This window comes from Pseudomonas sp. Emmai, from assembly GCF_055179735.1.
On sequence record NZ_CM143685.1, the window covers coordinates 2,350,864 to 2,365,487 of the forward strand.

At 60.5% G+C, this 14,624-nt stretch carries 10 protein-coding genes; 8 read left to right on the top strand and 2 right to left on the bottom strand.

What is annotated here, in order from left to right; genetic code table 11:
* Positions 1–65: 65 nt before the first annotated feature.
* The 4 genes from prpC (at position 66) to prpD (ending at position 6,877) form a co-directional block, all read left to right on the top strand.
* Positions 66–1,193 (top strand): bifunctional 2-methylcitrate synthase/citrate synthase, encoded by a 1,128-nt coding sequence (gene prpC, locus ACY4LX_RS10735; protein WP_463259859.1) that lies wholly within the window; start codon positions 66–68, stop codon positions 1,191–1,193.
* 186 nt (positions 1,194–1,379) lie between these two features.
* Positions 1,380–3,971 (top strand): Fe/S-dependent 2-methylisocitrate dehydratase AcnD, encoded by a 2,592-nt coding sequence (acnD, locus tag ACY4LX_RS10740; protein ID WP_463259860.1) that lies wholly within the window; start codon positions 1,380–1,382, stop codon positions 3,969–3,971.
* Positions 3,972–4,025: 54 nt separating this feature from the next.
* Positions 4,026–5,216, top strand: coding sequence for a 2-methylaconitate cis-trans isomerase PrpF (gene prpF / locus ACY4LX_RS10745; RefSeq protein WP_149656850.1), 1,191 nt, complete (start codon positions 4,026–4,028; stop codon positions 5,214–5,216).
* Between the two features lie 176 nt (positions 5,217–5,392).
* Complete coding sequence (gene prpD / locus ACY4LX_RS10750; RefSeq protein ID WP_463259861.1) at positions 5,393–6,877, top strand: 2-methylcitrate dehydratase; 1,485 nt, start codon at positions 5,393–5,395, stop codon at positions 6,875–6,877.
* A gap of 99 nt (positions 6,878–6,976) precedes the next feature.
* Here prpD and ACY4LX_RS10755 read toward each other — a convergent pair whose 3' ends face one another.
* Positions 6,977–7,864 carry a DMT family transporter gene (locus tag ACY4LX_RS10755; RefSeq protein ID WP_463260579.1) on the bottom strand — a complete coding sequence of 296 codons (888 nt, stop codon included), beginning with the start codon at positions 7,862–7,864 and terminating at the stop codon, positions 6,977–6,979.
* Between the two features lie 137 nt (positions 7,865–8,001).
* Here ACY4LX_RS10755 and ACY4LX_RS10760 point away from each other — a divergent pair, with 137 nt between their 5' ends.
* Positions 8,002–9,411: an aminotransferase-like domain-containing protein gene (locus ACY4LX_RS10760; protein WP_463259862.1), complete on the top strand. Its 1,410-nt coding sequence runs from the start codon at positions 8,002–8,004 to the stop codon at positions 9,409–9,411.
* 76 nt (positions 9,412–9,487) lie between these two features.
* Here ACY4LX_RS10760 and ppsR read toward each other — a convergent pair whose 3' ends face one another.
* Positions 9,488–10,306: a posphoenolpyruvate synthetase regulatory kinase/phosphorylase PpsR gene (gene ppsR / locus ACY4LX_RS10765; RefSeq protein ID WP_133836694.1), complete on the bottom strand. Its 819-nt coding sequence runs from the start codon at positions 10,304–10,306 to the stop codon at positions 9,488–9,490.
* 174 nt (positions 10,307–10,480) lie between these two features.
* Between ppsR and ppsA the strand changes: the two genes are divergently transcribed.
* The 3 genes from ppsA (at position 10,481) to rraA (ending at position 14,622) form a co-directional block, all read left to right on the top strand.
* Complete coding sequence (gene ppsA, locus ACY4LX_RS10770; RefSeq protein WP_463259863.1) at positions 10,481–12,856, top strand: phosphoenolpyruvate synthase; 2,376 nt, start codon at positions 10,481–10,483, stop codon at positions 12,854–12,856.
* A 163-nt stretch (positions 12,857–13,019) separates the two neighbouring features.
* Positions 13,020–14,009: an alpha/beta fold hydrolase gene (locus tag ACY4LX_RS10775; protein WP_463259864.1), complete on the top strand. Its 990-nt coding sequence runs from the start codon at positions 13,020–13,022 to the stop codon at positions 14,007–14,009.
* Positions 14,010–14,130: 121 nt separating this feature from the next.
* On the top strand, positions 14,131–14,622 hold the full coding sequence (gene rraA, locus ACY4LX_RS10780; protein WP_123512128.1) for a ribonuclease E activity regulator RraA: 492 nt from the start codon (positions 14,131–14,133) through the stop codon (positions 14,620–14,622).
* Positions 14,623–14,624: the final 2 nt, after the last annotated feature.

The following is a 14,624-nucleotide window of genomic DNA, read 5'->3' on the forward strand; positions in this document are numbered from 1 at the left end:
ACCGCTTTCGCGAGCAAGCTTCGCTCCTACAAGTTTCCCTAAAAATTTCAAGATTGGAGACAGCAATGGCCGAAGCAAAAGTACTCAGTGGCGCCGGGCTCCGTGGCCAGGTTGCCGGGCAAACCGCACTGTCCACCGTGGGCCAGTCGGGCGCCGGCCTGACTTATCGTGGCTACGACGTTCGCGAACTGGCGGCTGACGCACAATTCGAAGAAGTCGCCTACCTGCTGCTGTACGGCGAACTGCCGACCAAAACCCAACTCACCGCTTACATCAGCAAACTGAGCAAGCTGCGCGACCTGCCGCAAGCCCTGAAGGAAGTGCTGGAACGCATCCCCGCCGACGCCCACCCGATGGACGTGATGCGCACCGGTTGCTCGTTCCTGGGCAACATCGAGCCGGAGAGAGACTTCTCCGAGCAACACGACGTGACTGACCGTTTGCTCGCCGCGTTCCCGGCGATCATGTGCTACTGGTATCGCTTCAGCCACGACGGCAAACGCATCCATTGCGTGAGCGACGAACAGACAATTGGCGGCCACTTCCTGCACTTGCTGCACGACAAGAAGCCGAGCGAGCTGCACGTCAAAGTGATGAACGTGTCGCTGATCCTCTATGCGGAACACGAGTTCAATGCTTCGACCTTCACCGCCCGAGTTTGCGCGTCGACCCTGTCGGACATGTTCTCTTGCATCACCGCTGCCATCGGCTCCCTGCGCGGTCCGCTGCACGGCGGCGCCAACGAAGCGGCGATGGAAATGATCGAGCGCTTCAAGTCGCCGCAAGAGGCGATCGAAGGCACCCTCGGTATGCTCGCGCGCAAGGACAAGATCATGGGCTTCGGCCACGCGATCTATAAGGACAACGACCCGCGCAACGAGGTGATCAAGGCCTGGTCGAAAAAGCTTGCGGACGAAGTGGGCGACACCGTGTTGTTCCCGGTCTCCGAAGCCATCGACAAGACCATGTGGGAGCAGAAGAAACTGTTCCCTAACGCCGATTTCTACCACGCGTCGACGTACCACTTCATGGGCATCCCGACCAAATTGTTCACGCCGATTTTCGTCTGCTCGCGCCTGACCGGCTGGGCGGCGCATGTGTTTGAACAACGTGCCAACAACCGCATCATCCGCCCGAGCGCCGAGTACGTCGGCGTCGAACAGCGCAAGTTCGTGCCAATCGAACAACGCTGATGGGGGGAGGGCCGACGTGAACGCCGATACCCCTGTAGGAGCGAAGCTTGCTTGCGAAGACGGACCGACATTCAACATTGATGTCGACAGATAGACCGCTTTCGCGAGCAAGCTTCGCTCCTACAGGGCGCACGGATTCAGATCGGCCCCACCCTTTTGCACTTACCGTGACCGAGTCCCGACCTGATGAACACAGAATTCCGCAAACCGCTGCCCGGCAGCCATCTGGATTACTTCGACGTCCGTGCGGCGGTCGAAGCGATCCAGCCTGGCGCCTATGACACCCTGCCGTACACCTCCCGCGTACTGGCGGAAAACCTGGTGCGTCGCTGTGACCCGGCCACGCTCACCGATTCCCTGAAGCAATTCATCGAACGCAAGCGCGACCTCGACTTCCCGTGGTTCCCGGCGCGTGTCGTGTGCCATGACATTCTCGGCCAGACCGCTTTGGTCGACCTCGCCGGCCTGCGCGATGCGATCGCCCTGCAAGGTGGCGACCCGGCGCAAGTCAACCCGGTGGTGCCGACGCAATTGATCGTTGACCACTCCTTGGCCGTCGAGCGTGGTGGTTTCGATCCGGAGGCGTTCGAGAAGAACCGCGCCATCGAAGACCGTCGCAATGAAGACCGTTTTCACTTCATCAACTGGACCAAGAAGGCGTTCAAAAACGTCGACGTGATCCCGCCAGGCAACGGGATCATGCACCAGATCAACCTGGAGAAAATGTCCCCGGTGATCCAGGTGCGTGACGGCGTGGCCTTCCCGGACACCTGCGTCGGCACCGACAGCCACACCCCGCACGTTGATGCGCTGGGCGTGATCGCCATCGGCGTTGGCGGTCTCGAAGCTGAGAGCGTGATGCTCGGCCGCGCCTCGTGGATGCGCCTGCCGGAAAGCGTCGGTGTCGAACTGACCGGCAAGCTGCAACCGGGCATCACCGCCACCGACATGGTGCTGGCGCTGACCGAGTTCCTGCGTAAACAGAAAGTTGTCGGCGCATGGCTGGAGTTCTTCGGCGAAGGCGCCTCGGCGCTGACCCTCGGCGACCGCGCGACCATTTCCAACATGGCCCCGGAATACGGCGCCACCGCCGCGATGTTCTACATCGACCAGCAGACCATCGACTACCTCAAACTCACCGGTCGCGAAGACGAGCAGGTGCAGTTGGTCGAGAACTACGCCAAGACCACTGGCCTGTGGGCTGACAGCCTGAAAAATGCGCAATACGAGCGTGGCTTGAGCTTCGACCTGTCCACGGTAGTGCGCAACATGGCCGGCCCGAGCAATCCGCACGCGCGCGTTGCGACCTCGGATTTGGCTGCCCAAGGCATCTCCGGCCAATGGACCGAAGTGCCTGGCCAGATGCCGGACGGCGCAGTGATCATCGCCGCCATCACCAGTTGCACCAACACCAGCAACCCGCGCAACGTCATCGCCGCCGGCCTGCTGGCGCGCAATGCCAACAAGCTCGGGCTGACCCGCAAGCCGTGGGTCAAATCGTCCTTGGCCCCGGGTTCGAAAACCGTGGCGCTGTACCTGGACGAAGCCGGGCTGACCACTGAGCTGGAACAACTCGGTTTTGGCATCGTTGCGTTTGCCTGCACCACCTGCAACGGCATGTCCGGCGCGCTCGATCCGGTGATCCAGCAAGAGATCATCGACCGCGACCTGTACGCCACTGCCGTGCTCTCGGGCAACCGCAACTTCGACGGGCGGATTCACCCGTACGCCAAGAATGCGTTCCTGGCTTCGCCGCCCTTGGTGGTGGCTTATGCCATCGCCGGCACCATCCGTTTCGACATCGAAAAAGATGTGCTGGGCGTGGTCGATGGCAAGGAAATTCGCCTCAAAGACATCTGGCCGAGCGACGAAGAAATCGACGCCGTGGTGAAAGCCTCGGTCAAGCCCGAGCAGTTCCGCCAGGTCTACATCCCGATGTTCGCCATCCACGAAGACACCGGCCCGAAAGTCACGCCGCTGTACGACTGGCGCGAGATGAGCACCTACATCCGCCGTCCGCCGTACTGGGAAGGCGCGCTGGCCGGCGCACGACCGCTCAAGGGCATGCGCCCGCTGGCGGTGCTGCCGGACAACATCACCACCGATCACCTGTCGCCGTCGAACGCGATCATGCTCGACAGCGCCGCCGGCGAATACCTGGCGAAAATGGGCTTGCCGGAAGAGGACTTCAACTCCTACGCGACCCACCGTGGCGACCACTTGACCGCCCAGCGCGCGACCTTCGCCAACCCGAAACTGTTCAATGAAATGGTTACGGAAAACGGCAAGGTCAAGCAGGGCTCTTTGGCGCGGGTCGAGCCGGAAGGCCAGGTCATGCGCATGTGGGAAGCCATCGAAACCTACATGGAACGCAAGCAGCCGTTGATCATCATTGCCGGCGCCGACTACGGTCAGGGTTCGTCCCGTGACTGGGCGGCGAAGGGCGTGCGCCTGGCCGGTGTGGAGGCGATTGCCGCTGAAGGTTTCGAGCGCATTCACCGCACCAACCTGGTGGGCATGGGCGTGTTGCCGCTGGAATTCTTGCCGGGCACCGACCGTCACACCTTGGGCATCGACGGCAGCGAAACCTACGACGTGATTGGCGACCGCACGCCGCGTGCGCAGCTGACGTTGGTGATCAATCGTCTGAATGGCGAGCGCGTTGAAGTGCCGGTGACTTGCCGACTCGACACCGCTGAAGAAGTCTCGATTTATGAGGCGGGCGGCGTGTTGCAGCGTTTTGCCCAGGACTTCCTTGAATCGGCGGTCGCCGTTTAAAAATGCAAAGTCACGGGGGACTTCAGGTCCCCCGTTGGCCAATAGAGGAATGACATGGCTCACGTACCTCAGATCAAAATCCCCGCCACCTACATGCGCGGCGGCACCAGCAAAGGCGTGTTCTTCAGCCTCAAGGACCTGCCCGAAGCGGCCCAGATTCCCGGCCCCGCTCGCGACGCCTTGTTGCTGCGGGTAATCGGCAGCCCCGACCCCTACGACAAACAAATCGACGGCATGGGCGGCGCTACGTCCAGCACCAGCAAAACCGTGATCCTGTCGAAAAGCATCAAGGCTGATCACGACGTTGATTACCTGTTCGGCCAGGTCTCCATCGACAAGCCGTTCGTGGACTGGAGCGGCAACTGCGGCAACCTGTCGGCGGCGGTCGGTTCGTTCGCCATCAGCAACGGTCTGGTCGACGCCAGCCGCATCCCGCACAACGGCGTGGCCATCGTTCGGGTGTGGCAGGCCAACATCGGCAAGACCATCATCGCCCACGTGCCGATCACCAACGGCGAAGTGCAGGAAACCGGTGATTTCGAACTCGACGGCGTGACCTTTCCGGCCGCCGAAGTGCAGGTCGAATTCATGGACCCGGCGGCGGAAGAAGAGGGCGGCGGCGGGTCGATGTTTCCCACGGGCAACCTGGTGGACGACCTCGAAGTGCCCGGTATCGGCACCTTCAAGGCGACCATGATCAACGCCGGCATCCCGACGATTTTTATCAACGCCGAAGACCTCGGTTACAAAGGCACCGAGCTGCAAGGCGCGATCAACGGCGACCCCAAAGCCCTGGCGATGTTCGAAACCATCCGTGCCTACGGCGCGCTGCGCATGGGCCTGATCAAGGACCTGGACGAAGCCGCCAAGCGCCAGCACACGCCGAAAGTGGCGTTCGTGGCCAAGCCTGCGGACTATGTTGCATCGAGCGGCAAGGCGATTGCGGCGGGGGATGTCGACCTGCTGGTGCGGGCGCTGTCCATGGGCAAATTGCACCACGCGATGATGGGCACGGCGGCCGTAGCCATCGGCACCGCGGCGGCGATTTCCGGGACGCTGGTGAACCTCGCAGCGGGTGGTGTCGAGCGTAACGCGGTGCGTTTCGGGCATCCGTCCGGGACGTTGCGGGTCGGCGCTGAAGCCAGCCTGGAACACGGCGAATGGGTCGTGAAAAAAGCCATCATGAGCCGCAGTGCGCGGGTGTTGATGGAAGGCTTCGTCCGCGTGCCGGGTGATTCCTTCTGACTGACACCTACCCCCTGTAGGAGCCAGGCTTGCCGGCGAAGGCGATCTTGAGGACGCCTTCGCCGGCAAGCCTGGCTCCTACAGGACGGCATTTCAACAATAAGAATCTTGTAACCGACTGAGATTTGCCCTGAACCGAGGTCCCATCAACGAACCACTGCAAGAGTGAATCGAACATGAGCACCAACGTCGACCAGAACAACCGCCCCGACTACGACACGGTCCTGCAGGACATTGCCGACTACGTCCTCACCTTCAAAATCGAGTCCACCGAAGCACTCGACACCGCCCGCAACTGCCTGATGGACACCCTCGGCTGTGGCCTGCTGGCCCTGCGCTTTCCCGAATGCACCAAACACTTGGGCCCGATCGTCGAAGGCACCGTCGTGCCGTTCGGTGCCCGTGTCCCCGGCACGCCTTTTCGTCTCGATCCGGTCAAAGCCGCATGGGACATCGGCTGCATCGTGCGCTGGCTCGACTACAACGACACCTGGCTCGCCGCCGAGTGGGGTCATCCGTCGGATAACCTCGGCGGGATTCTCGCGGTGGCCGACCACCTCTCGCAAAAACGCCTGGCCAATGGCGACGCGCCGCTGACCATTCGCGCGGTGCTGGAAGCGATGATCATGGCCCACGAGATTCAAGGCGTCATCGCGCTGGAAAACTCCTTCAACCGCGTAGGACTCGATCACGTGTTGCTGGTGAAAGTCGCCTCGACCGCCGTTACCGCCAAACTCATGGGCGCCAATCGTGAGCAGTTGTTGTCGGCGCTGTCCCACGCGTTTGCCGATGGCCAGGCGCTGCGTACCTATCGGCATGCGCCGAACGCCGGCTCGCGCAAATCCTGGGCGGCAGGTGATGCCTCCAGCCGGGGCGTGCGTCTGGCGGACATCGCGATGCGTGGCGAGATGGGCATCCCCGGTGTGCTGACGGCCAAGCAGTGGGGCTTCTACGACGTGTTGTTCAGCCACACCAACAACGATCTGGCGCTCAAACCCGACGACAAACGCGCGTTCAGTTTCTCGCGCACATACGGCAGCTACGTGATGGAAAACGTGCTGTTCAAGATCAGTTTCCCCGCCGAATTCCACGCGCAGACTGCCTGCGAAGCGGCCGTCACCCTGCATCCGCAGGTGCGCAATCGCCTGCACGAAATCGACAAGATCGTCATCACCACCCACGAATCGGCGATCCGCATCATTTCCAAGGTCGGCCCGCTGGCCAATGCCGCCGACCGCGACCATTGCATTCAGTACATGACCGCCGTGCCGCTGGCGTTCGGCAATCTGGTGGCCGAGCAATACGAAGACGACTTCCACGCCGCGCACCCGATCATCGACGTGCTGCGCGAGAAAATGATCATCGTTGAAGAGCCGCGTTTTACCCGTGAATACCTGGAAGCCGACAAGCGCTCCATCGCCAACGCGATCCAGGTGTTTTTCAAGGATGGCTCCAGCACTGAGAACGTGGTGGTCGAATACCCGATCGGCCATCGTCGTCGCCGTGCCGATGGCATTCCGTTGTTGGAGGACAAGTTCAAGGCCAACCTGGCGACGCGGTTCACCGCGCAGCGCAGTAATGAGATCTTTGCGTTGTGCAAGGATCAGGCTGCACTGGAAGCCACCCCGGTCAATCGCTTCGTCGACCAGTTCGTGATCTGACACACCCTCGTTCTGTAGGAGCAAGGCTTGCCCGCGATGGCGTCCTCGAGATCGCCATCGCGGGCAAGCCATGCTCCTACAGAAGAGGGGGTGATGTGCTCAGCGATTGAGCCATTTCTCGACCGGCAATTTGGTAATGGCAAACCCCGCCAGCAGCACCGCCGAATACCCCATCAATTCCCGCGACAGGCTCTGCCCCTCGTACCACGCGCCAATCACCACCGCGAACACCGGAAAAATAATAAACACGAACGACAAAATGATCGGGCTCAGGCGCTTGAGCAGCAAAAAGTAAACGATAAACCCGCCCACCGATGCCACCAGCCCCAGGTAGAGCAGGGCACCCCACGAGCGTGCGGTGATGTCGCCGAACACCGGCGTCTCAACGCCCAGCCCCGCCACAAACAGCATCAGACCCGCGAGGCCGATGGGTAGCGTGTTGTAAGTGATCACGCTGATCGCCGCGCCGTATTTCTTGGTAATCACGTAACACAGCGCATGCATCACCGCTGCCGCCAGAATCGCCAGCACCCCGAAGAACTCGGCATGGTCCAGGTGCAGGCCTTGGCTGCGGATGATCATGAACAAGCTGCCAAAGCCAATCGCGATGCCCACCACCTGCGAAGGGTAGATTTTCTCTCGCAGGAACACCGCGGAAAAAATCAGGATGAACACCGGCATGCAACTGAACAGCAGCGCCGTCAGCCCCGACGAGACATGCAGTTCGCCGTAGTTGAGCAAGTAATACGGCAGGCTGAAATACGACAGCGTGACGAACACGAAAAACCAGCGACTCTGCCGTGGAAACAGCAGCGGCTCGCGACGCAGTAAGGCGAAACTCAAAAACAGCGGGAACGCGATCAGAAAGCGCAGGCCGGCGGCGGTCAGGGGCGGCACGCTTTCGACGGCGATCTTGATCCCCAGCCACGTGGTGCCCCAACTCAAGCACACGATCAGGAACAAAGTGCTGGTGATTAACCCCGCCAACCAGGGTTTTCCCGCGATGGACGGCGTGCTGATGGCAATCGACATGGTCGTGCTCCTCTGGTCGTCGCAATTGACCTGATAACGGAAAAGGTCTATCCCTGATTGAACCTGTTTTAAACACGCTATTCGGGATGGAAATGACTGTCAAAGTAAGTATTGCCACGGTGTCAATCCTGCGGGTCGGCTTGGCTGAAGGGCGCGGCGTGAAGTACAAGCGCCTGGCCGAAGCCCTGGAAAAAAGCATTGGCGAAGGCTTGATCGAGCCCGGCAGCAAACTGCCGCCCCACCGTTTGTTGGCGGACAGTCTGGGCGTGACCATCGGCACCATCAGCCGCGCATATGGCGAGCTGGAACGGGTAGGGCTGGTGGTGGCCCGTGTAGGAGATGGCACTTATGTGCGTCAGAGGGGGATGGAACGGCCGCGGGATGCTGGCTTTCGCAATGTCAGCGAAGAGCCGCAGCCATTCTTCGATATGAGTCGGAATCAGCCGATCCCGGGGCAGGAAGCTGACTTTATGAGTCAGAGCCTGCAGGCCATGGCCAGTGATCCGAACACCTTGCAGTTGCTCAGCGGCTATACGGCCGATTGCGGATTGCCTCGCCACCGTGCGGCGGGTGCTCACTGGTTACGGCACCAGGAATTCGTTCCGAACGCCGAGCAGGTCATTTGCGTCAATGGTGGTCAGCACGGCTTGCTCTGTGTGTTGATGGCGCTGCTCAAGCCTGGCGACACCTTGGTGACCGAGCATTTGACCTACCCCGGACTGATCAGCGTCGCACGCATGCTCGGCATCAAGCTGATCGGGGTCGGCATGGATGACGAAGGACTGTTGCCCGAGGCGCTGTCGGACGTTTGCCAGCATCATCGGATATCGGCGTTGTACTGCACGCCGACGATCCAGAATCCTACGGCGGCGGTCATGTCGGTGCCACGGCGCGAGGCGATTGCCGAGATCTGTCGCCAGCACAACCTGCTGATCATCGAAGACGAAGCCCATGCGGTTCTGGCGCAACAACGACCGTTGCCGCTGAGCCATTTCGCGCCGGAGCGTTCGGTGCTGATCGGCAGTTTGAGCAAGGGGGTTTCGGCGGGTTTGCGGGTCGGTTATCTGCACGCGCCGCTGCCGTTGATCGGAAGATTGAGTGCCGCGCTGCGCGGGACGTGCTGGATGGCCAATCCGCTGTCGATGGAAGTGGCGACGGCGTGGATTGAAAACGGTATCGCCGAACAGTTGCTGGGGCAGCAGATTGCCGAAATCAATCGGCGCAAGCGCTGGGTCAGCGGGGTGTTAAAAGAGGTCAGTTACAAGACCCACCCCGATAGCCCACACTTCTGGCTCGAAGTGCCAGAGCCATGGCGGGCGTCGCAGATTGCGGCGGAGCTCAGGGAGAAGAATTATCTGGTGGCGACTGCCGAGGCGTTTGCGGTGGGGCATGGCGCGGTGCCGCAGTTTATTCGGGCGAGTGTGTGTAATTCGGTGGGGGATGATCGGTTGTTGCTGCAGGGGTTTGAAGCGTTGGCGGGGGCATTAACAGAAACCGTGTAATCGTTCATCGCGGGCAAGCCGTGCTCCTGTAGGAGCGAGGCTTGCCCGCGAAGGCGCCCTCACAGGCGCTGAAGGGCTACTTGAACCGCCGCTCAACCCCTTTCTCCACGAGGATCTTCGCCGAAATCTCTTCCACCGAAAAATGCGTGGAATTGATGTGGGGAATGTTCTCCCGGCGAAACAGATTCTCCACTTCACGCACTTCGAACTCGCACTGGGCATAGCTCGAATAGCGGCTATTGGGCTTGCGCTCGTTGCGGATCGCGGTGAGGCGGTCCGGGTCGATGGTCAAGCCGAACAGCTTGTGCTGGTGGGCGCGCAGGGCGGCGGGCAGGGTCAGGCGTTCCATATCGTCTTCGGTCAGCGGGTAGTTGGCCGCGCGGATGCCGAATTGCATGGCCATGTACAGGCACGTCGGCGTCTTGCCACACCGCGACACGCCCACCAGGATCAGGTCGGCCTTGTCGTAATAATGCGTGCGCGCACCGTCGTCGTTGTCGAGGGCGAAGTTCACCGCCTCGATCCGTTCCATGTAATTGGTGCTGCTGCCAATGGAGTGGGACTTGCCGACGGTGTAGGAAGAATGCTCGGTCAGTTCCTGTTCAAGGGGCGCCAGGAAGGTCGAGAAAATGTCGATCATGAAACCATTGGACGTTGCGAGGATCTCACGGATGTCTTGATTGACGATGGTGTCGAAGATGATCGGCCGAAAACCGTCGGTTTCGGCGGCCTTGTTGATTTGTTGTACCATGGCCCGCGCTTTATCGACGTTGTCGATGTACGGCCGCGTGAATTTGCTGAAGGTAATGTTTTCGAACTGCGCCAAGAGGCTTTGACCCAGGGTTTCGGCTGTAATGCCGGTGCCATCGGAGATGAAGAAAGCAGATCGTTTCATTTGCACCTTGGGCCTTAAGCTAATAACGAATCTTGGATATGATAGGCGCGATTTGTCGGCCGCCAGTGGCCCGCATTCTCACTTATTTTCCAGGTCCAGGCCATATAGCCGGTCAATGCTCCCCCGAGCCGCCGGCTTCTGAGCTTTTCCAACACAGTTAGTGGAGAGATCACCTTGGTAGAGTACGTAGTTTCCCTCGATAAGCTCGGCGTCCATGATGTAGAGCACGTAGGGGGCAAGAACGCATCCCTGGGCGAGATGATCAGTAACCTTGCAGGTGCCGGTGTATCGGTGCCCGGTGGCTTCGCCACGACAGCTCAGGCTTATCGTGATTTTCTGGAACTGAGCGGCCTGAACGATCAGATCCATGCCGCGCTCGACGCCCTGGACGTCGACGATGTCAACGCCCTGGCCAAGACCGGCGCCCAGATCCGCAAATGGATCATGGAAGCCGAATTCCCCGAGAAACTCAACGCCGAGATCCGCACCGCGTTCGCCACGCTGTCGGCCGGCAACCCTGACATGGCCGTGGCCGTGCGTTCTTCCGCTACCGCCGAAGACCTGCCGGACGCTTCCTTCGCCGGTCAGCAGGAAACCTTCCTGAACATCCGTGGTGTCGAAAACGTCATTCGCGCCGCCAAAGAGGTGTTTGCCTCCCTCTTCAACGACCGCGCCATTTCCTACCGCGTCCACCAGGGCTTCGATCACAAGCTGGTGGCCCTGTCGGCCGGTGTGCAGCGCATGGTCCGCTCCGAAACCGGCACCGCCGGCGTTATGTTCACCCTCGATACCGAATCGGGCTTCCGTGACGTGGTGTTCATCACCGGCGCCTACGGCCTGGGCGAAACCGTCGTACAAGGCGCGGTGAACCCGGACGAATTCTACGTCCACAAGCAAACCCTTGAAGCCGGTCGTCCGGCGATCCTGCGCCGCAACCTGGGCAGCAAAGCCATCAAGATGATCTACGGCGAAGTGGCCACGGCCGGCAAGTCGGTCAAGACCATCGACGTGGACAAGGCTGATCGCGCGCGTTTCTGCCTGACCGATGCCGAAGTCAGCGAACTGGCCAAGCAGGCGATGATCATCGAGAAGCACTACAAGTGCCCGATGGACATCGAATGGGCCAAGGACGGCGACGACGGCAAGCTCTACATCGTTCAGGCCCGTCCTGAAACCGTGAAGAGCCGTACCCAGGCCAACGTCATGGAACGTTACCTGTTGAAAGAAACCGGCACCGTGCTGGTGGAAGGTCGCGCCATTGGCCAGCGCATCGGCGCCGGCAAGGTCCGCATCATCAAGGACGTGTCCGAGATGGACAAAGTCCAGCCAGGCGACGTTCTTGTATCCGACATGACCGACCCGGACTGGGAACCGGTCATGAAGCGCGCCAGTGCCATCGTCACCAACCGTGGCGGTCGTACCTGCCACGCGGCGATCATCGCCCGTGAGCTGGGCATTCCGGCCGTGGTCGGTTGCGGCAACGCCACCCAGCTGTTGAAAGACGGCCAGGGCGTGACCGTTTCCTGCGCCGAAGGCGACACCGGTTACATCTTCGAAGGCGAACTGGGCTTCGACATCAAGAAAAACTCCGTGGACGCCATGCCTGATCTGCCGTTCAAGATCATGATGAACGTCGGCAACCCGGATCGTGCATTCGACTTCGCGCAACTGCCGAACGCCGGTGTGGGCCTGGCCCGCCTGGAGTTCATCATCAACCGCATGATCGGTGTTCACCCCAAAGCGCTGTTGAACTACGACGGCCTGCCGCAGGACATCAAGGACAGCGTCGACAAGCGCATCGCCGGTTACGACGATCCGGTTGGCTTCTATGTCGACAAACTGGTCGAAGGCATCAGCACCCTGGCTGCGGCGTTTACCCCGAAAAAGGTCATCGTGCGTCTGTCGGACTTCAAGTCCAACGAATACGCGAACCTGATTGGCGGCAAACTCTACGAGCCGGAAGAAGAAAACCCGATGCTGGGCTTCCGTGGTGCCTCGCGTTACATCAGCGAAGCATTCCGCGATTGCTTCGAACTCGAATGCCGTGCGCTGAAACGCGTGCGCAACGAGATGGGCCTGACCAACGTTGAAATCATGGTGCCGTTCGTCCGTACCCTGGGCGAAGCGAGCCAGGTTATCGACTTGTTGGCAGAGAATGGTCTGAAGCGCGGCGAAAACGGCCTGCGCATCATCATGATGTGCGAACTGCCGTCCAACGCGATCCTGGCTGAAGAGTTCCTCGAATTCTTCGACGGCTTCTCCATCGGCTCCAACGACCTGACCCAGCTGACCTTGGGCCTGGACCGTGACTCCGGGATCATCGCTCACCTGTTCGACGAGCGTAATCCGGCGGTCAAGAAGCTGCTGGCCAATGCTATCCAGGCCTGTAACAAGGCGGGCAAGTACATCGGCATCTGCGGTCAGGGTCCTTCGGATCACCCGGACCTGGCCAAATGGCTGATGGAACAGGGCATCGAAAGCGTTTCGCTGAACCCCGATTCCGTACTGGAAACCTGGTTCTTCCTGGCAGAAGGTCAAGCTTCGGCCTGATGGTGTGTGAACGACCGCTCCCTGTAGGAGCGTGGCTTGCCCGCGATGGCATCTTCAAAATCGCCATCGCCAGCAAGCTGTGCGCCTACAAGGGGTAGCCGTTTTTTGAGATTGAAGTAGGGCGGGCTCCTCTGGATGCCGCCCTTTTTTGTGCAAGAGCATTATGCAAAGCAGCAGCAACCTATTTCCTGTCGCCCTGATCAGCGCCGAGCGGCGCGGCGATCTGAGCGAAGACGTGTATCGATTGAAACCCGGCAACAGCCCCGACGGCACCGTCGAGCTGGCAGTGACACGCCTGGGCATGGCGGACGGCCCGGACACGCGCGGCGTTCCGGTGATTTTGCTGCACGGCAGCTTTTCCAATCGCCGGTTCTGGTTTTCCCCCAAAGGCCTGGGTCTGGGCGCCTATCTGACGCGCCTGGGATTCGATGTGTGGATCCCGGAGATGCGCGGTCACGGCTTGTCCCAGCGCAACCAGAACTACCGCAAGAACCGCGTCTCGGACTACGCCCGTTACGATCTGCCGGCCATTGGTGCATTCGTGCGCGAGCAAAGTGGCCAAGTCCCGCACTGGATCGGTCATTCCCTTGGCGGAATTACCCTGGCCGCCGCGTTGGGCGGTCAGTACATCGGCGAGCCGGTGGTGGCCTCGGCGGCGTTTTTTGGCACGCAGGTCAGCCGTACCTACTGGCCGTTGAAGATTCCGCCGGTGGAGTGGAGCGGGCGCTTTATTCTCAAGCGCTTTGCCCAGTTGTCCGGTTCACGGCTCAAGCGCGGCCCGGAGGACGAGCCGATCGGCCTGGCCCTGGAAAGCATGCGCTGGTATGGCCTGTTCGGACGCTTTGGCGATGCCGACAAGGATTGGTGGGCGGGTCTGGCCGAAGTTGAGCTGCCGGTATTGGCCGTGAGCGCGGCCGGCGACCATCAAGACCCGGCCTGGGCTTGCCGCAAGCTGTTTGATCAGCTCGGTTCCGAGCACAAGCAGTTCCTCAACCTGGGGCGCGAGCAGGGTTTCAGTGACAATTTCGGTCACGTTGAAATGCTGATCAGCAAAGCCGCCCAAGCCGAAGTCTGGCCATTGGTCGCGCGCTGGCTGGCCGATCAACAGACGCCGTTGTTGGGCGAAAAGCCGGATTTGGCCACGGCGGTCTGAGCCCAGTGCTCTAACAAGGGCATTTCGCTCCGGTCGGCTTGCGGCTAAGATATGACGCATTGAGCTTTTTTGGTCACTTTGCGACATCCTCGATTGTCTTCCTCTTTACAGGAGTTTCTCGATGAACCATTACGTTACGCCTGACCTGTGCGACGCCTATCCAGAACTGGTACAGGTGCTGGAACCGATGTTCAGCAATTTCGGCGGCCGTGATTCCTTCGGCGGCGAAATCGTGACCATCAAGTGCTTCGAAGACAACTCGCGGGTTAAAGAGCAAGTCGAACTCCAGGGTGACGGCAAGGTGTTGGTGGTCGACGGTGGCGGTTCCCTGCGTCATGCGTTGCTGGGTGACATGCTGGCCGAGAAAGCCTCGAAAAACGGTTGGGCAGGGCTGGTGATCTACGGGTGCATCCGCGACGTCGATATCCTTGCGCAGACCGATCTGGGTGTGCAGGCCCTCGCGAGTCATCCGAGAAAGTCCGACAGGCGCGGGCTTGGTGACATTAACGTTCCGGTGACCTTCGCCGGCGTGACCTTCCATCCAGGCCATTACATTTATGCGGACAACAACGGCGTGATCATCTCGCCAAGCCCGCTGAAGATGCCTGAATAACG